At 69.4% G+C, this 19845-nt stretch carries 19 protein-coding genes and 3 pseudogenes; 6 read left to right on the forward strand and 16 right to left on the reverse strand.

Annotation, left to right across the window (positions count from 1 at the left end; translation table 11 throughout):
- Positions 1-489: 489 nt before the first annotated feature.
- From ACH4TV_RS46880 to ACH4TV_RS46895, 4 genes are all read right to left on the reverse strand, one after another.
- Entirely contained in the window at positions 490-738 is a 249-nt protein-coding gene (locus tag ACH4TV_RS46880) for a hypothetical protein (RefSeq protein ID WP_398407603.1), read from the reverse strand.
- Positions 717-947 (reverse strand): hypothetical protein, encoded by a 231-nt coding sequence (locus ACH4TV_RS46885; RefSeq protein ID WP_398407637.1) that lies wholly within the window; start codon positions 945-947, stop codon positions 717-719. Before ACH4TV_RS46885 ends, ACH4TV_RS46880 begins: the two co-directional genes overlap by 22 nt.
- Positions 948-1099: 152 nt before the next feature.
- Positions 1100-1375 (reverse strand): hypothetical protein, encoded by a 276-nt coding sequence (locus ACH4TV_RS46890; RefSeq protein WP_398407604.1) that lies wholly within the window; start codon positions 1373-1375, stop codon positions 1100-1102.
- 165 nt (positions 1376-1540) lie between these two features.
- A complete protein-coding gene (locus tag ACH4TV_RS46895) occupies positions 1541-2074 on the reverse strand; it encodes a kinase (RefSeq protein WP_398407635.1) in 534 nt (177 codons plus the stop codon).
- 448 nt (positions 2075-2522) lie between these two features.
- Here ACH4TV_RS46895 and ACH4TV_RS46900 point away from each other — a divergent pair, with 448 nt between their 5' ends.
- Positions 2523-3698 carry a serine hydrolase domain-containing protein gene (locus ACH4TV_RS46900; RefSeq protein WP_398407605.1) on the forward strand — a complete coding sequence of 392 codons (1176 nt, stop codon included), beginning with the start codon at positions 2523-2525 and terminating at the stop codon, positions 3696-3698.
- 189 nt (positions 3699-3887) lie between these two features.
- On the opposite strand, the gene ACH4TV_RS46905 is transcribed toward ACH4TV_RS46900, so the two are convergent.
- From ACH4TV_RS46905 to ACH4TV_RS46915, 3 genes are all read right to left on the reverse strand, one after another.
- On the reverse strand, positions 3888-4103 hold the full coding sequence (locus ACH4TV_RS46905) for a DUF6243 family protein (RefSeq protein ID WP_398407606.1): 216 nt from the start codon (positions 4101-4103) through the stop codon (positions 3888-3890).
- A 1052-nt stretch (positions 4104-5155) separates the two neighbouring features.
- Positions 5156-5299: a DUF6300 family protein gene (locus ACH4TV_RS46910; RefSeq protein ID WP_398407607.1), complete on the reverse strand. Its 144-nt coding sequence runs from the start codon at positions 5297-5299 to the stop codon at positions 5156-5158.
- Between the two features lie 16 nt (positions 5300-5315).
- Positions 5316-6419, reverse strand: a complete 1104-nt coding sequence (locus tag ACH4TV_RS46915; RefSeq protein WP_398407608.1) for a hypothetical protein — start codon at positions 6417-6419, stop codon at positions 5316-5318.
- A gap of 137 nt (positions 6420-6556) precedes the next feature.
- Between ACH4TV_RS46915 and ACH4TV_RS46920 the strand changes: the two genes are divergently transcribed.
- Positions 6557-7027 (forward strand): hypothetical protein, encoded by a 471-nt coding sequence (locus tag ACH4TV_RS46920; RefSeq protein ID WP_398407609.1) that lies wholly within the window; start codon positions 6557-6559, stop codon positions 7025-7027.
- A gap of 156 nt (positions 7028-7183) precedes the next feature.
- On the forward strand, positions 7184-7999 hold the full coding sequence (locus ACH4TV_RS46925; RefSeq protein WP_398407610.1) for an SAM-dependent methyltransferase: 816 nt from the start codon (positions 7184-7186) through the stop codon (positions 7997-7999).
- Between the two features lie 126 nt (positions 8000-8125).
- On the opposite strand, the gene ACH4TV_RS46930 is transcribed toward ACH4TV_RS46925, so the two are convergent.
- The 5 genes from ACH4TV_RS46930 to ACH4TV_RS46950 form a co-directional block, all read right to left on the reverse strand.
- Positions 8126-9001, reverse strand: coding sequence for a PhzF family phenazine biosynthesis isomerase (locus ACH4TV_RS46930; RefSeq protein WP_398407611.1), 876 nt, complete (start codon positions 8999-9001; stop codon positions 8126-8128).
- A 153-nt stretch (positions 9002-9154) separates the two neighbouring features.
- Positions 9155-9940: a carbonic anhydrase gene (locus ACH4TV_RS46935; protein ID WP_398407612.1), complete on the reverse strand. Its 786-nt coding sequence runs from the start codon at positions 9938-9940 to the stop codon at positions 9155-9157.
- Positions 9941-10225: 285 nt separating this feature from the next.
- The gene (locus tag ACH4TV_RS46940) at positions 10226-13435 is read right to left on the reverse strand and encodes a glycosyl hydrolase family 95 catalytic domain-containing protein (protein WP_398407613.1); all 3210 of its coding nucleotides are present in this window, start codon (positions 13433-13435) and stop codon (positions 10226-10228) included.
- A 172-nt stretch (positions 13436-13607) separates the two neighbouring features.
- Positions 13608-14150, reverse strand: coding sequence for a hypothetical protein (locus tag ACH4TV_RS46945; RefSeq protein ID WP_398407614.1), 543 nt, complete (start codon positions 14148-14150; stop codon positions 13608-13610).
- Between the two features lie 388 nt (positions 14151-14538).
- On the reverse strand, positions 14539-15459 hold the full coding sequence (locus ACH4TV_RS46950) for a LysR family transcriptional regulator (protein WP_398407615.1): 921 nt from the start codon (positions 15457-15459) through the stop codon (positions 14539-14541).
- A 155-nt stretch (positions 15460-15614) separates the two neighbouring features.
- On the opposite strand from ACH4TV_RS46950, the gene ACH4TV_RS46955 reads away from it, so the two are divergent.
- Positions 15615-16565 carry a DMT family transporter gene (locus ACH4TV_RS46955; RefSeq protein WP_398407616.1) on the forward strand — a complete coding sequence of 317 codons (951 nt, stop codon included), beginning with the start codon at positions 15615-15617 and terminating at the stop codon, positions 16563-16565.
- Positions 16562-16846, forward strand: a pseudogene (locus ACH4TV_RS46960) (cyclase family protein); the annotation flags it as partial. The gene ACH4TV_RS46955 and the pseudogene ACH4TV_RS46960, both read left to right, overlap by 4 nt.
- A 40-nt stretch (positions 16847-16886) precedes the next feature.
- Here ACH4TV_RS46960 and ACH4TV_RS46965 read toward each other — a convergent pair.
- The 3 genes and pseudogenes from ACH4TV_RS46965 to ACH4TV_RS46975 all read right to left on the reverse strand — a co-directional run bounded on the left by ACH4TV_RS46965 (position 16887) and on the right by ACH4TV_RS46975 (position 18208).
- Positions 16887-17033: a hypothetical protein gene (locus ACH4TV_RS46965; protein WP_398407638.1), complete on the reverse strand. Its 147-nt coding sequence runs from the start codon at positions 17031-17033 to the stop codon at positions 16887-16889.
- Between the two features lie 40 nt (positions 17034-17073).
- Positions 17074-17295: pseudogene (locus tag ACH4TV_RS46970) on the reverse strand (transposase); the annotation flags it as partial.
- A gap of 226 nt (positions 17296-17521) precedes the next feature.
- Complete coding sequence (locus tag ACH4TV_RS46975; protein WP_398407617.1) at positions 17522-18208, reverse strand: helix-turn-helix domain-containing protein; 687 nt, start codon at positions 18206-18208, stop codon at positions 17522-17524.
- A 63-nt stretch (positions 18209-18271) separates the two neighbouring features.
- Here ACH4TV_RS46975 and ACH4TV_RS46980 point away from each other — a divergent pair, with 63 nt between their 5' ends.
- The gene (locus tag ACH4TV_RS46980; RefSeq protein ID WP_398407618.1) at positions 18272-19075 is read left to right on the forward strand and encodes an NAD(P)H-binding protein; all 804 of its coding nucleotides are present in this window, start codon (positions 18272-18274) and stop codon (positions 19073-19075) included.
- Positions 19076-19182: 107 nt separating this feature from the next.
- Here ACH4TV_RS46980 and ACH4TV_RS46985 read toward each other — a convergent pair.
- Positions 19183-19751, reverse strand: a pseudogene (locus ACH4TV_RS46985) (transposase).
- Positions 19752-19845: the final 94 nt, after the last annotated feature.

Here is a 19845-nt window from a genome sequence, read left to right on the forward strand (position 1 = left end):
CCGCCGGCCGACAAGCCCGGCTCGTCAGCACAGCGCACCGCATCCTTCCCACCGCAGTCTTCGACGGACAGATCCGCAAGAGCAACAAACTCCCCGGCTGAGATCTGCAGACCGTGAACCGCCCCGACGCCCATGGAGGCTCTACGTTGACTCCAGCCGCCGGTTTGGGGCTGGTCATCGAGCGTAATAGGTGGTCTCCGTGCTCGTGGGGCGGCATACCTCCGATCTGCGTGTGGACGCGCTGGTTGCTGAACCAGTCGCCTCATGCCACCGTGGCGAGTCGGCGTCGACCAGGCCGTGCCAGGGTTGGCGAGGCTTGATCGATGGTCAGCAGCTCGCGTGCGCTGACCGGGATGAGGCCGTCGGCCAAGGTGGTGGTCGCGGGGCGGGCGCGGGTGACAGCCGGGACGGCGGTGGCCGGCTGATCAGACTCCAGCACGTCCAGGAGTTCCAGCAGGTCGTCTGAGCCTGGTCGAGTCCGCTGGCGCCCTAGACCAGCTGGAAGTCCTCTTCGACCCGCCATCTGGTGCAGACGATGTGTACAAGGCCAGCGAGCGTGACGGGGCGGGTGGAGTGGCGACGGTAGAAGGAAAGTCCGCCGGTGAAGCGACGTTGGCGTACGACCAGGATGAATGTGTCGCCCTCGGTGTCCTCGGGGTCAGGGGCGTCGTCGCTCTGGATGTCGGTCCAGGCCCAGTCGTAGAGCCCGGCGCCCTTCAGGCCGTGACCGGTGAGCATCCGCGTCGACGCCCGCCAGGCAGCCGTGCGGCAAGGGTGGTCGCGGAAAAGCGGCCACCGGGGGTGGCGACCTGCTGATCAGTGCGGACCGACAGGGCGTAGTCGAAGCAGAGCCGGCGGGCACTGCGCCGAAGTTCGTGCCCGCCGTAGACCTCGTCGCCGGTGAACCACCGTGCACGCAGGCCCAGTTGTCGGCGCCAGGTGAGCATGGCGCCGTCATCGCCGGCCTCTCACAACCCTGGAACTCCGGCGTCGTCGAAGGCCACGTCAACGGGATCACGATGCTCGAGCGTCAGACGTTCGGTCGCGCAGGATTCGAACTCCTCCGCAACCGCGTCCTGCTCTACACATGGATCCCAGGTCAGGAGTCGTCCGCAACGAGCCCAAAACCTTCAGAGAAGCCCTCCAGGAACTCGCGGCGCGAAGAATCGGCCTCCTCTGCAGCCATCGAACCGAGTAGGTCGACGAACTCGCTTCGCTGATCACTCGACAGCTGAGTCACCAGATGGGCGAAACCCTCCAAGACCTTGACCGCGTCATCCGGATCCACCTGCTCGTCCTCGCACCCCTCGACGAACCAGAGGACATCGACCAAAGCCTCCGCCAGAGCACGGGTCAGCGACGGGTACACAGACATTGGAAGGTTCTCCCACCGGGCGGCCGACAGAGCGCGGCCATCTCACCACAGGCCGCTGACATCACCGTCGGTGAGCCCTCCACGGAAAGTGGACCAGCGCCCCTACTTACGATGTAGCCAACCGCCCGACTTCCCGCCGCCCTCGTCCGTGCCGGGCGGGGACGCTCAACGATCGAGTGCGGGAAGGCCGGTCAGGCCGGTGTCGAGCATGATGCGGTCGATGGTCTCCTGCAGGGTGCTGTCGGCGCCGACGACGGTCTCGGTGCCGCCGGACAGGAGATCGAGCTCCCGGTACCACTCCCGCAGCTGCGGCTCGCTGACCTCGTTCGCGATCGGTTTGGCGGCGTGACGGGCGAGGGTCTGTTCGAACGGAACGTGCAGGTAGTAGAAGTGGCTCGGGCCACGGTGGTCGGCGAGCAGTTGGGTGAGCATGTCGCCGTAGTGGTCGGCGTACAGAATCCCTTCGACCACTACGTGGTATCCGGCGTCCAGGGCGTAGCGGGCGGTCAGGTCGATCAGGCCGATGTTCGCGGCACCCGGCCGGTCCCGCTCGCGCAGGACGATCCGACGCAGGTTGTCCTGGCCGACGACAGCCAGGCCGCGGCCGAAGCACTCGCGGATGCCCGCTGCGACGGACGACTTCCCCGACGCGCTGTTGCCGCGCAGCACGACCATCCGGGTTTCTTCGGTGCCCACCATCACGAGGGTCACGCTACCGGCGGCCAGCGGCAACCTGCGGGGCGACTGACGGGTATCACGGGAAATCCGGCGGCACAGCGCGAGAAACGATCTCTGCCGCCACCCGTACAGGCCCTGACCGGCGAATCCCGTCAGCGCCCCACCTCACGGGGCCCTTCCCAGCAGCCCACGCCCCTCCCCGCCCGCGGGCCGTCACGACTCAGCACACACCGCCGACACCGCCGACACCGAAAGAACACACCCGAAACCCATCGCTCCCGTAGACGGCACCCCACCCCGAGGCGCGCGGCCGTCCGAACGACCCGCTCGGCCGAATGCAGCAGCGGCACGGGCAGCCGGGTGCGGCACGGCCGATGCTGGGCGTGCCCGGACTCCCCTGATGGCCGAGGCAGGACCCCATCAGCCACGTCCGGTCCTCCTGGACCGTCCAACAACGTACGGAGATCGCATGCCGCTGCCCCGTCTCCCCCGCCTGCATCTGCCGGTCAGCGCCGTGCTGGCCGGCGCCTGCCTGGCTGCCCTGGTCTCCGCACCCGCCGGAGCCGACACTCCCGGCTCCGCCGCGGACCGCGCGCTACAGAAGCAGCTCGAACAGCTGGTCCGCGCGCCGGGCGGTCCGCCCGGCGTCATCGCCGTGCTCCAGCGAGGGGAGTCACGCCGGATCCTGCGGGCCGGAGTCGCCGACCTCGACACCGGCAGGCCGGTCGAACAGAGCGACCACATGCGTATCGCCAGTACAGCAAAGGCGTTCAGCGGCGCCGTAGCACTGCGGCTCGTGGACCGGGACACGCTCGCACTCGAGGACACCATCGGCCGACGGCTGCCCGCGCTCCCCTCGGCCTGGCACTCTGTGACCCTGCGTCAGCTCCTGACCCACACCAGCGGCCTGCCGGACTTCAGCCGGAGTCCGGAATTCCTCAGGATCCTCACGGCCGATCCGCATCACACCTTCGACTCCCGGCGGCTGCTCGACTTCGTCGCCGACGAGCCCCTGATGTTCCGCCCCGGTTCGCGGTACCAGTACTCCAACTCGGACAACATCGCCGTGGCCCTGATGGCCGAGGCGGCGACCGGCAAACGCTACGAGGAGCTGCTGCGGCGGTTGGTCTACCGTCCGCTCCGCCTGCACGAGACGAGCCTCCCGCAGGGCTTCGAGCTGCCGGAACCGTACATGCACGGCTACGACGTCCCGGTCCAGCCGCCGGCCGCACCGCAGGACATCAGCGAGCTGATCGGCGCCTCGGGGGTATGGGCATCGGGTGGAATCGTCTCCACTCCCAGGGACATGACCAGGTTCATCCGCGGATACGCGGGCGGCGCGCTGATCTCCCGGGCGACACTGCGCGAGCAGCGCCGGTGGGTCGACGGCGCCTCGGAACCGGCGGGCCCGGGCAAGAACAAAGCAGGAGCAGCGATCTTCCGCTACACCACCCGATGTGGAGTGGTCCTCGGCCATACCGGAAACACACCCGGCTACACCCAGCTCATCGCCGCAACACCTGACGGAGAACGGTCACTGACCTTCTCCCTCACCACACAGGTGAACGAAGCGACAAAGCCGCGCCTACTGAAAAAACTGCGCGAGGTCGAGGAGAACTTCGTTTGTGCGCTGCTCCGGGACTGACCTCCACTCCACAACGCCGTGTCAGCCTTCCCACCCCCCTCACGTCACGTCACCGGCAGCACCAGCCAGCACCCATGTGGTTGGCCGCGTGACACGAATCCTCATCGTCCAGGGCACCAACGAGGGTCCGGACCGCGCGTCGCGGTCCGGGCCCTGCCCTGTGCGGTGCCGCACTGCGGCGGCGGTGCGTCAGCTCTGTGCGGTGTTGTCGCCCGCCTGCTCGGGGCCCTCAGCTGCGCCCGTCTTCTCGCGCATCTTGCGCACGAGTTCTGCCTTCCGGTCGGCTGCACCCTGGCGGTCGAGGTTGCGGTGCGGACCGTTGTTCTGCCGTTCGGCGCGGGACTGCTTCTTGCGCTGACCGCCGCCCATGCCCACGGGGTTGTTGATGTTCTTGCTCACGGTCACGGGTTCTCCCGGTAATGATGTGAAGTGATCTACGGGTTCATCGGAGGGGGACGGGCGGCGACGTTGAAGGATGTCAGCAGGCGCCCATCACACTCTCACTCGTAAATCGGCGTCTGGAAGAACATGACAAATACGTTACCCGGTTCCGTCGGCCCCGCACACCAACCCTTTCGCCGCCCCGGCGTTCGAGGCGGTCGAACTGGCGGCGACCACGGCGGGCAACGAGGTGGTCCTGAGAGACTCGCACGGCCGTATGCAGCGCCTGGCACTGAAGGAACTGCTGTTTTCCGACCGCGCCCGCGTGATCCCCGATGGTCCCGGCCCGTACGGCCTGTCGGTGCCGATGGCAGACAGGAAGGCGGCCAAAGCAGCAGAACTCGGCGTCACGGTACGCATCCGTCGAGCAGTGGCTCGCCGACTTTCGACGGCATGGCCAGGACGAGGCGCGAGGTCTGCGCGGACCTGCTTGGAGGAGTGCGCCTTATCTGCGAGCAGTGTGTCCGGTGGTACGCGGCCTGCCGCGGCCGAGTCGCGAGACTCGGATGTCGCCCAGCAAGAGGGGGGAGGGCCTGCGCCTCGTGGACTTGGCCTGGGGTGACTATGACGGCCAGCGGGCGGCCGTTGCCGTCCACTGCGTGTAAGGGGCGGCGTGGCTGGGGTCGGTGGGGCGGATGGAGGCATACGTGGCGGGTACTTCGTCGGCTCCGGTGGCGTCGTGGCGTGCTTTCGTGGGCTCGGGGAGGGAGCGACGCACTTTGCCGACCAGTGGGAGGGCGTACGGAGGGAAACGCACCGCGGGGAGTCACTGAGCGAAGCGTCTCGCGACTGCCCTCCGGGGCACGGTGTGTGCGGGGTGTGCGGGACCGACGCAGACAACAGGCTGTCCCACTACTAGAGAGCGCAGGCGTCACAAGCGTCCTGACCTGCGAAAACACCCTTTTACGTCAGGACCCTATGATCTGGCACCCAGTCCTCAGTGGTTCGACCCGGCGGCCGCGCTGCTCGTACGACGCGGCGGCACTACGCAACCGGCAGCTTCTGCCGATGACGACTCAGGGCTGGTCGGGCGGGGTGCCCTGCAAGTACCAGCCGTGGGCGGCCATGCACTCCTTCGTCCACTCCATCAGGAGGTGCGCGCCCTCCTTGACGCGGCTCTCGTCATGACCGCCGTCGTCGGCGAACCACTGCACAAGCACGGCCAGGCGGCCGCCGCTATCCGCGCTGCTCGTGGCGCCGCCACTCACGTCCGTCGTCGCGAGAGACCCATAGCCCTTCGCCCTTCGCCAGGTCGTAGGTCGCCGTCGTCGCGTCCGCGATGCCGTAGAGCGTCGTGCCCTCGACGGTGAGCGAGGTGAATGCCGCCGGCGTCCTGAGTTCGTGGAAGGCGCTGTTGGTGCGGTCGTCGGCGAGCCAGTAGCGGCCGCCTTGCTCGCCGACGAGCAGCCGCCCGTCCGCGAGCAACTCCAGGACCAGTAACTCCGAGCCATGCTTCAGGTCCGTCCAGGGAATACCGCCGTCGAGGACCGCCTGCCAGTGCGCGCCGTCGTCCGTCGTCACCAGCAGGCCGCGCACGCCCACGTCCTGGGTGAGGGACAGCGCCGCGGTGCCGGCCCGCGCGACGAGGAGTCCCCCCGTGTACGACTTCGGGACGGTCGTGGCGCCGAGGGTACGACCGTCGCGCTGCCGTACGACGCGGTTGGGGTCCTCGGTCAGAGGCTGGTCCAGGCTCCAGACCGTGCCCCGTTCGTCGACCACGAGGCGGACGGCGTCGTCCGGGACTCCGGCCGGGGGCGCCGCGGTGCGCGTGGCGGGGCGGTAGACGAGGGGCGGCTCCAGGTCGGTGAGGAGGATGTCACCGGGGCGGGTCCGCGACGGGGTCCCGGTGATGACGATCTCGTGCCGCTTGCCGCGTACGTCGAGGGCGTACGCCCTCTCGGTCCCCTCCCCCGAAGGCACCCGCACGAAGCCCCCGCGCACCCCCTTGAACGCGGGCCGCACCGCCTCCGCGTCCGCGTGTTCCGCGTGCTCGGCGACCGTACGGCCGTCGGGGCCGACGATGCGCCAGGCGGTGGCGGCCGGCCCCTCGTCGTCCTCGACGTTGCCGGCGTCGTACGTCAGAAGCAGTGAGCCGTCGGCCGCGCGGACCACGCCGGTGGGTGCGCCGGCCGCCTCGATGACGTCGGCGGGACGCGGGTGAGGGTCTTCGATGACACGCTTGTACTGCGCCTCGCGGTCCCCGGCGTCCCCGTTGCCCGCGTTGTCGGAGCCGCCAGGGCCGCAGGCGGTCAGCGCCAGCGCCGTACTCGCCACGGCCATGAGCCCGACCGTTTGCCGCCCGCGTTTCCTCGCCCATGCCATTGCCGCATCCTCACACGAGGCGGCGACCGATGAGTCCGGGGAGTGTCCTCGGTCATCACTCGGAGGCGATGTCCCGCCCAGAAGAGGAGAGCCTGATGCGGCAACCGACACCCCACAGCGCGCTGCGACAGCTGGACGTGCTCGTAGGCGAGTGGGACATGTGGGCCGCCGGCCACAGCGCCGGGCCGGTCCGGACGGAGTTCGCGTGGCTGGAGGGCGGAGCCTTCCTCGTCCAACGAGCAGACCTGGGGCCTGAGTCGGTGCTGCCTGCCGAGTGGGCGGCCGGTGCGCCGTTCCCCACGGTGACCGTGACCGGCTACGACGAAACGGAGGGAGAGTTCACCACGCTGTACGCCGATGGCCGCGGTGTCGCGCGCACGTACCGGACACGCATGAGTGAGGGCGTATGGACGCAGTGGCGCGCTGCGCCCGGTTTCCATCAGCGGTTCACCGCCACCTCCGACGACGCAGGCGACACGATCAGCGGTGGCTGGGAGCGGTCCCGTGACGGCGAACTCTGGATGCCCGACTTCGACGTGACATATACGCGCGCCGGGAAGTCGTAGCGGTCGCAGGGGGGCGGACTGCCGGTTGCCGGACCGGCCCTACCCAACTGTCGTACACACTCAGGCCATTGGGACATAGGTTGTGCGTTGAACCATCCTCGTCTTGCCCCTGCTCATGGCCCATGCCCTGCCATGCCGAAGAACGGAACGCCGCCCATGACCGAGAAGAGCACCACGCCCGAACCGGCCGTACACCAGAAGATCGACACGTCGGTGCCGCACTCGGCGCGCATCTGGAACTACTGGCTGGGCGGGAAGGACAACTACCCCGTCGACGAGGCGGCCGGCGACGCCTACACGGACGTCTTCCCCGGCATTGTCACGATCGCCCGCAGCAGCCGTGCCTTCCTGGCCCGCAACATCACCTATCTGGTCGCCGAGGCGGGCATCCGGCAGTTCCTGGACGTCGGGACCGGTCTGCCGACCGCCGACAACACCCACCAGGTCGCCCAGCGCATCGCCCCCGAGGCCCGGATCGCCTACGTCGACAACGACCCGATGGTCCTCGCCCATGCGCGCGCCCTGCTCTACTCCACGCCGGAGGGGGCGACCGCGTATGTCGACGCCAATGTCATGGACACCGACCGCATCCTCAAGGCCGCCGCGCAGACGCTCGACCTGTCCCGGCCGACCGCACTGATCCTCAGTAACATCCTCGGGCACGTGGCCACCCACGAGCAGGCCCGTTCGATCGTCACCGACCTGATGGGTGCGCTGCCGTCCGGCAGTTACCTCTCCATCAACGACGGTTCGGCGGGCATAGACCCCGTCTTCGAGCAGGCGCAGAACGCGTACAACGAGAGCGGCGCCGTCCCCTACAACCTGCGCACCGTCGACGAGATCACGTCCTACTTCGACGGCCTGGAGCTACTCGACCCCGGTGTCGTCTCCGTCCCGCTCTGGCGGCCGGACGCCACCGCCCCGGCGCCTCAGGTCATCGGCGAACACGGCGGGCTCGCCCGCAAGCCGTGACCCGCGCCGGACGGTTCGTCCACGTCACCCTCGGCGTATGCGGAGGGTGACGATCTGGACGTGCGCGGGCCCGCATGCCGTGGGCCTCGTAGCGGCCCATCGGGTGTGTGCCGCAGGGCTGACGCCCTAGCCGATGCGTGTTCCCGCGCCCGTGACCCGGACGCGCCGATCGCCCGCGCGCAGCGTCACCGTGAGTTCGCCGGGGCGGCCCAGGTCCTCGCCCTGGTGCAGAGTGAGGACGGCGTCCTCGGGTACCAGGCCGAGCTCACGGGCGTACGCACCGAACGCGGCGGCCGCGGCGCCGGTCGCCGGGTCCTCGACGACGCCGCCGACGGGGAACGGGTCACGGGCGTGGAAGACGGTGGCCGACTCCCGCCACACCAGCTGGACCGTGGTCAGGTCCAAGCGGTGCATCAGGGCTTCGAGGCGAGCGAAGTCGTACGCGAGATCCGCGAGTCGGGCGCGTGTCGCCGCCGCGAGAACGAGATGGCGGGCGCCGGCGAAGGCGATACGAGGCGGGAAGGCCGGGTCGAGATCGGCGGCCGGCCAGCCGAGCGCGGCGAGCGCCTCCGCGAGGTCCGTGTCAGCGATCTCCTCGATCCGCGGCTCGACGCTGGTGAGCGTGGCCCGGAGCGTCCCGTCCTCTTCGGCCACGACCACCGGCACGGTGCCGGCCCGCGTCGCGAACATCAACTCCCCGGGGCCTGTTCGCTCGGCGAGTGCGACGGCCGTCGCGACCGTGGCGTGCCCGCAGAACGGCACCTCGGCCTTGGGGCTGAAGTAGCGGATGCTGTACGCCCGTCCTTCCTCGCCGCCAAGACCCGCCGGGGGCGCGGTCAGGAACGCCGACTCCGAGTAGCCGAGGTCGGCGGCGATGGCCAGCATGTCGCTGTCGTCCAGGCCGGTGGCGTCAAGGACGACACCGGCGGGGTTTCCACCGTCGGGGGCGCTGGAGAAGGCGGTGTATCGCAGCACCTCGGGCAGCGGCGTGTTCGTCGTCATGCTCGCGGCAACGCTGGGCGGGGCCGCGGCTGTTCCCAGGATCCGGTCGCACGGCTTCGTGGCCGGTGATCGTCAGGTGACACCGTGGTCCGGGACACCGAGGAGGCGACCGCGGTGGCAGTCCGCCGCGGTCGCCTCCTGCTGGTACGACGTTCAGCTGAGGCGGTGCACTCGCTGGGTGGTCAGCTCGTAGCGGGCGCCGACGATGGCCAGCGCGCCCGAGTTCACCTTGGCGGCGAGATCGGGTTCTGCCGCGAGCCGGGACCGGATGAGCCGGATGTTGGCGTCGATCGTCGCGTCGATGCGCGCGTCACCCTGTTTGCCGTGATCGATCGCCGGGCTGATCTGATCGGCCAGGTACTGGATGTGGGCGGGCAGTTCCTCGCCCGACTCGTCCGCCTGGACCGTGGCCTTCACGGCCCCGCAGGACTGGTGGCCGAGCACCATGAGCAACGGGATCCCCAGTTCGAGCACCCCGTACGCGAGGCTGCCGAGCACGGCCTCGTCGAGGACCTGGCCGGCGCTGCGTATGGTCATCAGATCGCCGAGGCCCTGGTCGAAGACCAGCTCCGGAGGCACCCGGGAGTCGATGCAGCCGAGCACGAGGGCGAAGGGGTGCTGGCTGGTGGTCAGCGACTGCCGGACGGCGGGGGACTCGTCGGGATGGCGTTCGCGGAAGGTGCGCCAGCGGTGGTTGCCCGCCGACAGTTCCCGCAGGGCCTCCTCGGCAGTGGTGGGCCGCTTGCGCGGGGCGGCGGTGGGAGGTTCGGCGACCGCGGGTTCGGCGCCGACGGCCAGGCCGGCGCCGATGACGGCGGTCCCGGTGAGCGCGGCGCGGAGGACGGAGCGCCGGGCGCGGGGTGTCGCACCGGAGATCGGGGCGACGGAGGTCGTCCGCTGCGGGCGGACGGCTCTGTGGGGTGTTGGGTCAGAGATCACGGAGGGGAACGTACGTCCGGCTCGATGCCTTTCCGTTCGGCTTGCTGAATCATGGACGATTGTTGGTCAATCATGATCAAGTGTTGAACTGTTCTTGGCGTCTCCGAGGGAAACCCTTGGCCAGGACCCGGGACGGGACCCTCACGAGGCTGGGACGAACTCCGGTTGGCGACGACCACGGCTCCTGGTTTCTCCTGCCGCTGGAGGGCGCCGAGTTGGGGCGGCGGCAGGGTTGGGCGGCCGGCCGAGCCGGTCACGGCAACAGGGCAGTCGGCGGTGCCGCCGTCAGGGCTTGAGCGGCTTGACCTTCGTGTCGACACCGTTCACCCGCACGGTGACGTTCCCCCGGTTCCGTGCCCGGTCGGCCAGGATCCTGTAGGACGCGACCTTCCCGTCCCGCCACTCACAGTCGACCTCGTAGCCGCCACGGGCGCGCAGGCCGGTGAAGGAGCCCTTGGCCTTCCAGCCGTCCGGCAGGGCGGGCAGGAGATGAATGACGCCGTCGTGGCTCTGCAGGAGCATCTCCGCCACGGCGCCCGTGATGCCGAAGTTGCCGTCCATCTGGAAGGGCGGGTGGTTGCCGAACATGTTGGGCAACGTGTTGTACGTCAGCAGGCCGCGCAGCATGATCTGGGCGCGCTGCCCGTCGCCGAGCCGCGCGAAGAGGGCCGCCCGCCAGGGCCAGGTCCACGAGCGGCGGCTGTCTCCCGAAACCGTTGCTGCCGTGAACGGGACGCCTTCCTTCTCGCCGCACCGCGCCTTCAACGAGACGAGGGCGGCAGCCGCGAAGTCGGGTGTATTCGGGGTGATCTGGCGACCCGGGTAGACCGCGAAGAGGTGGGAGGTGTGACGGTGGATATCCGTGGGACTGTCCCTGTCCTCCTGCCACTCCTGCAGCTGACCCCACTTGCCGATCTTGTTCGGCGCGAGGCGGGCCTGCATGTCCGTGACCTTGGCCCGGTAGGCGGGGTCCGCCTTGAGCGCCGCCTCGCAGTCGAGGTAGTTCTGGAACAGGTCCCAGATGATCTGCTGGTCGTACATGACGCCGTCCTCGCGCGGCCCGTGCTCGGGGGACCAGCCGTCCGGTGCGACGAGGAGGCCGTCCGCGCGCTCCTTGAGCTGGTCCTCCCAGAACTCGCAGATCTCCTTGATCATCGGGTAGGCGACGGTACGGAGATAGCCCACGTCCTGGGTGAACGCCCAGTGCTCGTACAGGTGTTGCGCGTACCAGGCGCTCGCGACGGTGTTCCACTCCCACGAGTTGCCGCCGAAGATGCTCTGGCTGGTACGGGCGGTCCAGCCGCGCGTGTCGTCGCCGAAGGCGTTGCGGGTCGCCACGCGGCTGGGCACCGCCACCTGCTCGATGAACTTGACGAGCGCCTCATGGCTCTCCGTCAAGTTCGTCGTCTCGGCGCCCCAGTAGTTCATCTGGACATTGATGTTGGTGTGGTAGTCGGAGGCCCAGGCCGGCTGGTTGCTGTCGTTCCACAGGCCCTGGAGGTTGGCGGGCAGGCCGTTCGGGCGGGAGGAACTGATCAGCAGGTAGCGGCCGTAGTCGAACATCGTCTGCTCTAGTGTCGGGTCCTGACCGCCCGCCGCGTAACGCGCCAGCCGGACATCGGTCGGCAACGCGACGACTGCGGCGTCAGAGGTGCCCCAGGCCACCGAGACACGGTTCATGAGGGCGCGTATCTCCGCGGTGTGCTTCTCGCGCAGCTGGTCGTACGGCTGGGAGGCCGCTTTGCCGAGCGCCGTGGCGATCCCCGCTTGCGGATCGGGTCCGCGCCACCCGGCGGCGGCGTCGAGCTTGTAGTCGGTGCGGGCGTCGAGGAACAGGGTCAGGGTCGTACAGCCGCTGAACCGGAGTTCCGACCCCTCGGCGCTGAGGTCTCCGTCGGTGTGCACGGCCTGGACGGTGCACGCGTGCTTGAGTCCGTTGCCCATGACACCGCTGAAGGCGATCCGCCCGGTGCCGGCGTCGACGCTCGTCGGGGCCTGGTCCTGTCCGGACGTCAGCGAGATCGCGCCGGAGAGTCCCTGGGCGTCGTCCGACGTGTACCGGAAGACCATGACGTCCGCCGACCGGCTGGCGAAGGCCTCGCGCAGGACGCGCCGTCCCGGTGCGCCGAAGCGGGTGGTGTGGACGCCCTGCATGAAGTCGAGGGAGCGCTGGTAGTCGACGACCGTCCGCTGCGTACGCGTGTCGAAGCCCCTGCCTTCCAGCGCGATCTCCGCGATCTGGAAGCCGGTGGCGGACGCGGCGGGGGTCAGGGTGAGGCGGTAGGCGCGGTAGGCCGTGCTGTTGGTCACCGGGAAGGTCCGGGTCCGGCCGCGATCGGCGAAGGGCGCCCCCGGGTTCTGCGTGTCGAGGGTCGTCCAGGCACGCCCGTCCTGCGACGCCTCCAGCACCCATCGCCCAGGGTCGTCCTGCGGACGGTCCGGGGCGGCCGTCAGCGCGTACGAGGTGACGGCCGCCGCGCGGGGCAGATCGGCCTGCCAGACGACCGTCGGTGCGGCGGCGTCGACCCGCCAGACCGTGGCCGGATCACGGTCCACCGAACTCGAGATGCCCGTGGCCTGGGACCCGGTCCCGCCACCGGACCCCTCGGAGTGCCCGCTCGGCGACGACAGGTACATCGAACCGCCCCCGCCGAAGTCGACGCCGGACAGCCCGATTTCGCCCACCTGGAAGTGGCTGACGCCTGCCTTGGGCGCGAAGTCGAATCGGTAGAAGCGGTAGGCCACAGTGTTGGCAAAGGTGAAGTCCTTCGTCTGGAAACGGCTTTCGAAGGGCGTCGTCAGAGTGCGGCTGTCCAGCGTGGTCCAGGTGGCGCCGTCGGCGGAACCGGCGAATATCCACTCCTGCGGGTCTCGCTGCGGCACGTCGTTGGCGCTCGTCAGACGGTAGGACCCGACCGTGACGGGTTCGGGGAGTTCGACCTGCCACCGCACCGTCGAACCGGGCCTGTCGATGCACCACTTGGTGCTCGATTCACCGTCGTACGACTTGTCGACACCCTCCGCCGAGGAGCTGTTGTACGGTCCCCCGGGAGCCGTGACCTTCGGGCTTGCACCCCTGTCGAAGGTGACGACGACATCACCGAAGGTCCGGTACGAGCCGAAGCCGGTCATGCCGGTGTCGAAATCGCTGTCCGGCTTGCCCGCGAGAGCGTTGTCGTAGTTGTTGACCCCGCCCCACAGGCTCTGTTCGTTGAACTGGATGCGCTCCGCGTAGGGATCGGCGAAGAGCATGGCGCCGAGTCGGCCGTTGCCGATCGGCAGAGCCTGCGACTGCCATTCCACGGCGGGTACGGAGTACTTGAGCGCCTTGCGCGACAGCGTCGGCCACCGGACGGCCGCCGGCGCGTCGGTCCCGGCGGCGACGGCCTGTCCCGCGGGGGCTCCGCCGGACAGCTGAGTGATCAGAGGTACGAGGGCGAAGGCACCGCCGAACTTGAGGATGCTTCGTCGCTGCGGTTCGAACTCGTTGATCACAGTAAGTCTCCCGGCCCATTCATCGGCTCTTTCACGGAGGACAACAGCCACATCGACTTCCGTCGCGGGGCGCGATCATCGTTGCCGGAAAATAGATCGGATGTCTAGAGGTCGGCGCGAACAGACCTCAGCACCGCACCTGTTGCGCGGGCGGCTTCCTCGCCGTGCGTGGCTACTCCGGGAGTTCGAGCATGGGTTCACCGCAGGACTGGCACTCGGCGTAGACGTCGAGCTCGTTGAGTATCTCGGCGTACCCGGAGTGGCCCTTGAGAGCCGCCGTGGCGGCGAGGAGGTCGCGGGTCGCGATCTGGTCGTGCTCAGCCGTGGCCAGCGTCTCTGCCAGGAGGGTCAGGGCCTCGGGGAGGGCGTGACGGTAGGCGTCCGCGATGTCGTCGGGCAGGTCGGCCGAAGTCTCTCCACGTTCGCCGGAGCACATGACCACGAGGCCGACAACGTAGAGGTAATCGTCACGCTCGGCCGGCGGCAGACCCCGCGCGAGGGTGACGAGGTGAGGCACCGCGGCGTAGGCAGCCGGCCAGGCGGTTCCCTCGGAACACAGGTACGGCCACAGATCGTTGAAGCGCTCGCCATCCGTGGGGTGGTCCACCAGGTACCGCAACTCGTCGGGGACGAAGGGCGCGTCCTGCGTGCCCTTCCCCTTCGACCAACCCCGGTGGTCGAGTTCGGGCCAGCGCGGGTCGTCCAAGGGGATCATGGGCGGAAGTGTAGACACGCCGGAGGAGCGCAGATGCGTCCGGCAAGGATGTGCCCCAACCCGCCCATGGCACGCCTCCCGTCTCCTGCCCCCTTCGGCTCGCCGCAGTACACCGCCAGTGGGCCACTCGGGTGCTCAGCTTGGTGATCAACGTGAGCCGACGTGAGAGTCGGGGCCTGTTTGTGCGTCTTGAGGCACCCGCCGGCGCGGGCCGGTCGGCCAGGGCGGCGGCCGTCAGACCCGCGACCGATTCATCGTCGGCGAAGCGCGCAGCCGTGGCTTACCGGAACGAGGCCGGGCCAGATGTGGGGCCGGTGTGGTCGAGCTATCGACCGGCCCGCCTGGCCGGCCTGGCCTCGCATCCGTGAGCCGAAAATATCCCTAGTCGCTACGTGCTGGCTGCGGCACCTGTGCCGACCGTGCCGGCCGCCTCCCGCAGTGCGTCCACCAGGCCGCGCAGCGCGGGTTGCTCCGGTGCGGTGCGGCGGGCCGCGGCGGAGATGACGCGCACCGGCTCGGGATTGCGGACCTCGCGCACGACCACGCCCGGGTGCGGGGTACGCAGCCCCAGCCGAGGCATCAGACCGATGCCGAGGCCGGCCGCCACGAAGCCCTGCGCGGTCGCGTAGTCCTCGGTCTGGATGACGAAGTCGGGGCTGAAGCCCGCCGCCGCACAGGAGTCGAGCACCGGTTCGAGACAGGGTCCTGGCGGCTCGCTGCCCACCCACTGTTCGCCGGCGAGCTCGTTCAGGTTGATCACCTGCCGCTCGGCGAGCGGGTGGTCGGCGGGCAGTACAGCGGCGTACGGGTCGTCCAGGAGATGGACGAGACGGATGGAGCCGTCGCCGGTCCTGTCCCGGGCCTGTACGACCACGGCCAGGTCGGCCCGCCCCTTGACCACCTCGTGGAACGGGTCCTCGGGGTCGGCGAGTTCGAGGTCGATCCGTACGCCGGGGTGTTCGAGCCGGAGCCGGGCCAGCGCGGGCGCGACCAGCGTGGAGCCCGCCGTGGCGAAGTAGCGGACCGAGAGGCGGCCGGTCCGCCCGGCCCGCAGATCTGCCAGGGCCGTCTCCGCCTGGGAGACGGCCGCGCTGATCAGACCCGCGTGCTCGGTGAGCAGCAGACCCGCAGCGGTGGGCCTGACCCCCCGGCCGACCCGCTCCAGGAGCGCCGTACCCGCCTGTTTCTCCAGAGCCGCCACCTGCTGGCTGACGGCGGAAGGGGTGTAACCGAGATGGGCCGCGGCAGCCGTCACCGTGCCGCTGGTGACCACCGCGCGCAGGACCTGGAGGCGCCTCACATCAAGCATGCAGTACAGCTTAACAAAAGGTGTAGAACCATTTGCTTGTCCTCAAAGCTTGGCTGGGGCACCTTCATCACAGTGATGCCGGACCGAGCCAGCCACGGACCAGACACAGATCCAGACACGGATACGGATACGGATACGGAGACGGAGACACCATCGTGAACAGTGGCAGCACACAGAGTCCGAGGGGTGCGGCACGAGTGGCCGTGCTCGCCCTGCTGTGGGGATCGACCTTCCTGTGGATCGAACTGGCGCTACGGGGGCTGTCCCCACTCCAGGTCACACTCGCCCGCTGTGTGCTGGGTGCAGTCGTGCTCACCGGCGCGCTGTACGCCACCGGGCGGCGCCTGCCGACCGGCCGCACGGTCTGGCGGCACATCGTCATCGCCGCCTTCTTCTGCAACGCCCTGCCGTTCGCCCTCTTCAGCATCGGCCAGCAGACCGTCGACTCGGGCCTGGCCGGCGTACTGAACGCGACGACCCCGTTCTTCTCCCTCGCCCTCGGGCTCGCCCTGGGCACCGAGCGCGGTCTGCGCCCGGTCCGGCTGACCGGGCTGCTGCTCGGCTTCGGCGGGGTCGTGGTCATCTTCGCGCCCTGGGAGCGGTCGGGCTCGCTCGGCTGGGGCGCCCTCGCGATCCTCGGCGCCGCGGCCAGCTACGCCGTCGCCTTCGTCTACATGGGCCGCACCCTGGTCGGCCGGGGCATCCCGACCCTCTCCCTCTCCGCCGCCCAGCTGGTCGCGGCGACCGGGCTGACCGCCATGGCCGTGCCGGTCGGCGGCCTGGACGCGATCCACCTCAGCACGACGGCCCTGGTCGCGGTACTGGTCCTCGGGGTCTTCAGCACCGGCGTCACCTTCCACCTCACCTACCGGATCATCGCGGCCGAGGGCGCCACCCAGGCCGCCGTGGTCGGCTACCTGCTGCCCGTGGTCTCCGTGGCGCTCGGCGCGGTCTTCCTGGGTGAGAGCGTCGGCCTCCGGGTCGCGACCGGCATGGTCGTCGTCCTCGTCGGCGTCGGCCTGACCCGCCGCAAGGGCGCCCTGAAGCCGGCGCCGGCCGTTGAGGAGCCCGGATCCGCACCCGCCGTGATAGCACCCGCACGATGACTCCTTCCGCTCCCGACCCACAACCCGGGCTCCCTGAGCCCGGGTTGTGGGCTGCGTACCGCGAACTGGCAGCCAAGACCGTCCGTACGGACCTCACCCACGCCTTCCACCCCGGCCAGCCGCACTTCGCGGGCTTCCCCGACGAAGGCCGCGAGACCCTCTTCGACACCGAACGCGGCGACGGATTCACCATGCACCGCCACACGTTGGTGGGCCAGTGGGGCACCCATGTCGACCCGCCCTCGCACTTCGTGGCCGGCGGGCGCACCCTGGACCTGATTCCGGTGGAGGAGATGATCCTCCCGCTGGTGGTCCTCGACATCACGGGGCGTTGTCGTCGGCCCACGCACGCAGAGCCATATGGATCAGCACCGACGCCTGCACTCCGCGGTCGTCGGCCATTGTTCCCCCGGCCGTGTGGCGCTCGGCCTCGCTCATGGTGTCGCTGATCTGGAGTGCCTGATTCAAGAGTGCCGGGATCAGTTCGTCGGCCGGGGCGACGGAAGTAGTACTTCACCGCGCCGGGCGGCGGAAAGTCGTGCGGGAGCAGGTCCCACTGACAGCCTGAACGGCCCTGGTAGAGCAGCGCGTTGACGATCTCCCGCGTCTCGTACCGGCCCCGATGGCCGCCGACCGAGGGATGCGCGGCCTTCCGCGCTGCGATCACAGGCTCGACCAGCGCCCACTGCTCGTCGCTCACGTCGGTCTTGCAGGGCTTGCGCTCGCTCACGATGCCCAGCCCAACAAGCCCACGGCCGCCGACCGGCCGGAATACCGCACCGCCACACGTTCAGGTAACGACAAAACCCCTATGCGCTCCCATACCGCCCTATAAGGGGTCGCGCAGATAGGCGCGATGGGACACCTCGGGAGAAGAAGCACAGGGTCTGGTGATCACGGGGTTGCGACGCTCTGTGATCACACCGGGAGACCTGTGCCTTTGCCAGTCTTGGAACTCAGGCAGTGCACAAAGTCGCGGCGGGGCGCCGCCCCGCGGTGAACGCGGCCGGTGGGACACCCATGAAGTGACGGAACTCGGCCGTCATATGGGACTGGTCGTAGTAGCCGACCGTCGCGGCGATGTCCGCCCAACGGCCCGCATCGGCCGCGAGCACGGTGCGAACGCGGTCGATGCGTGCGAAATGCTTGGGGGACAAGCCGGTGCCGTCGGTGAACAGGGCGTGCAGGCGGCGCTCACTGATGTGCAACCGTGCCGCGGTCGCGGTGACAGTGGCGCCGACCAGGAGACGCGCCGCCTCTTCGAGCCGCTCCGACGGCTCCGGGCGGTCGGCCAATGCTTTTTCGAGAGCGCTGACCGGGTCGGCGGCGAGCTGGTCGACGTCCAGGCCCGGTAGTCCGCGGAGCGGCAGGGCACCGTCGGCGAGATCATTCAGCGGACGCCCGAGCAGGGCTTGGGCACGACCCGGCCGCATGCGAACCCGCACGCACGAGTGGCCGGGCGCGGCGACGTGATAGGCCGCCCGGGTGCGGGGGCCCATGACGATCAGCTCGCGCTTGTCAGTGCGCAGGAGAAGTGTGGTGGCGTGATCGGGCACATCGACCGCCGCCGAAGCACCCGCCATAGCGACATCGATCCCGGCCACCCACCGCAGAAGGGCAGGCGGCACGACGAGAGAACTCACGCGGCCCACGATAGTGCCGAAACTTGCTATCACGAGGTGTGAGCGCGCTGTCATCGTCGGGACATGATCCTTGTTACCGGTGCCACCGGCACCATCGGTAGTCACGTCGTCCGTCTGCTCACCGAGCGGGGCGTGCCGTTCCGGGCGATGTCCCGCCGCGAGCGGCCCGGCGGAGTGCGGGCCGACTTCGACGACCCGGCGTCGCTGGCGCGCGCGGTGGCCGACGTCGACACGGTCTTCCTCGTCACCGTGCCGCCCGTTCCGACCGCGGACCACGACATCGCCCTGGTGACGGCCGCGCGGGCGGCGGGCGTCCGTAAGATCGTCAAGCTGTCCGCCATCGGCAGCGGCGAGCGGTTCGACGGGGCGACCGTCGGCGCGTGGCACCTCGCCGCGGAGGAGGCGATCGAGGCCAGCGGGCTCGTGTGGACGATGCTTCGCCCGCCGAGCTTCGCCTCGAACTTCTTGTGGTATCGGGCGCTGATCCAGGCCGGAGAGCCGATCCCGAACCTGGTCGGCGACTCCCGGCAGGCCGTCGTCGACCCGAGGGACGTGGCTGCGGTCGCCGTCGCCGCCATGACCAGCGATGCGCACGACGGGCAGCGGTATGACCTGACCGGGCCAGAGTTGCTGACGTCCGCAGACCAGGCGGCGATCCTGGAGGGCGTGCTGGAACGGCCGGTCAAGATCACCGACACGAATGCGTTCGACCAGTTGCCGGCCGGGATGGTCACTGGCATCGGCTGGGCGCGCGCCGGCGGTGCGGCCTACGTCACCGACCACGTGCCGCAGGTGCTCGGCCGATTGGCGGGCACGTTCGAGCAGTGGGCATACGACCATCGGGAGGCATTCGCGGCAATGCCGTAACCCACCGCCGCCGACGGCCGCCAGGCTCTGGTAGCCCAAGGGACAGAGCCCGTTCTCCCTTGGTGCTTCGCTGGAGCTGGTGAGAACTCGCGCAGATGGGTGTGGGGTCATGGTTGCCGGGTGGGGCGGTCGTCCCAGCGGTGGGTGGTCCAGACGCGGCGAATGAGGCTACGCACGGTGATGACGGCATCCGTTAGGTCGAATCGTGGCAGTTCGCTCCGGCCAGGACGCGGCCCAGCGGGATGCCGTACCCGTCTGTCGTCCCCGAGCGTGTGAGGCCCTGTTTGCCCCGGTCGACCGGTGAGCGTCCGGCGGCTTCTCCGCACCCGGGTGCTTTGGTGATCGACCCGTCGATGGCGATTTGGTCCAGGACGAGGCCGACGATGCGGTCGTACGCCTCCAGGGCGATGTGCCGGAGCCGGGTGAAGGCGCCGAGCCGCATCCACTCGTCACGGCGGTTGCGGATCGTGGTGGCTGAGCAGGTGGTGTCCGCCAGGGCTTCGTAGGAGCAGCCGCAGCGGAGGAGTTGCAGCAGCTTGTCGAAGATGGTCCGGTCGCTGATCCGTGTGCGGTGGCAGCCCAGCGGGTGGGTTGGATCGTAGACGGGCCGCTGCGGAAGCAGCGCCGCGATTGGGTCCCCCAGAGGTTCGGTCAGCCATGTTGGCAAGGCAGGCACAGGTCTCCCGGTGATCACAGAGCGTCGCAACCCCATGATCACCAGGCCCTGTACCACTTCTTCTCCCGAGGTGCCCCATCGCGCCTGTCTGCGC

Source organism: Streptomyces sp. NPDC020898, from assembly GCF_044333925.1.
Taxonomy (GTDB): Bacteria; Actinomycetota; Actinomycetes; order Streptomycetales; family Streptomycetaceae; genus Streptomyces.

Bases quoted from the DNA above. Each gene is read 5' to 3' on its own strand.
- ACH4TV_RS46915 (WP_398407608.1), bottom strand. From the start codon at position 6,419: ATGGCCGTGGCGAGTACGGCGCTGGCGCTGACCGCCTGCGGCCCTGGC.
- ACH4TV_RS46925 (WP_398407610.1), top strand. From the start codon at position 7,184: ATGACCGAGAAGAGCACCACGCCCGAACCGGCCGTACACCAGAAGATC.
- ACH4TV_RS46980 (WP_398407618.1), top strand. From the start codon at position 18,272: ATGATCCTTGTTACCGGTGCCACCGGCACCATCGGTAGTCACGTCGTC.
- ACH4TV_RS46900 (WP_398407605.1), top strand. From the start codon at position 2,523: ATGCCGCTGCCCCGTCTCCCCCGCCTGCATCTGCCGGTCAGCGCCGTG.
- ACH4TV_RS46945 (WP_398407614.1), bottom strand. From the start codon at position 14,150: ATGATCCCCTTGGACGACCCGCGCTGGCCCGAACTCGACCACCGGGGT.
- ACH4TV_RS46930 (WP_398407611.1), bottom strand. From the start codon at position 9,001: ATGACGACGAACACGCCGCTGCCCGAGGTGCTGCGATACACCGCCTTC.
- ACH4TV_RS46895 (WP_398407635.1), bottom strand. From the start codon at position 2,074: ATGGTGGGCACCGAAGAAACCCGGATGGTCGTGCTGCGCGGCAACAGC.
- ACH4TV_RS46890 (WP_398407604.1), bottom strand. From the start codon at position 1,375: ATGTCTGTGTACCCGTCGCTGACCCGTGCTCTGGCGGAGGCTTTGGTC.
- ACH4TV_RS46885 (WP_398407637.1), bottom strand. From the start codon at position 947: ATGCTCACCTGGCGCCGACAACTGGGCCTGCGTGCACGGTGGTTCACC.
- ACH4TV_RS46950 (WP_398407615.1), bottom strand. From the start codon at position 15,459: ATGCTTGATGTGAGGCGCCTCCAGGTCCTGCGCGCGGTGGTCACCAGC.
- ACH4TV_RS46920 (WP_398407609.1), top strand. From the start codon at position 6,557: ATGCGGCAACCGACACCCCACAGCGCGCTGCGACAGCTGGACGTGCTC.
- ACH4TV_RS46880 (WP_398407603.1), bottom strand. From the start codon at position 738: ATGCTCACCGGTCACGGCCTGAAGGGCGCCGGGCTCTACGACTGGGCC.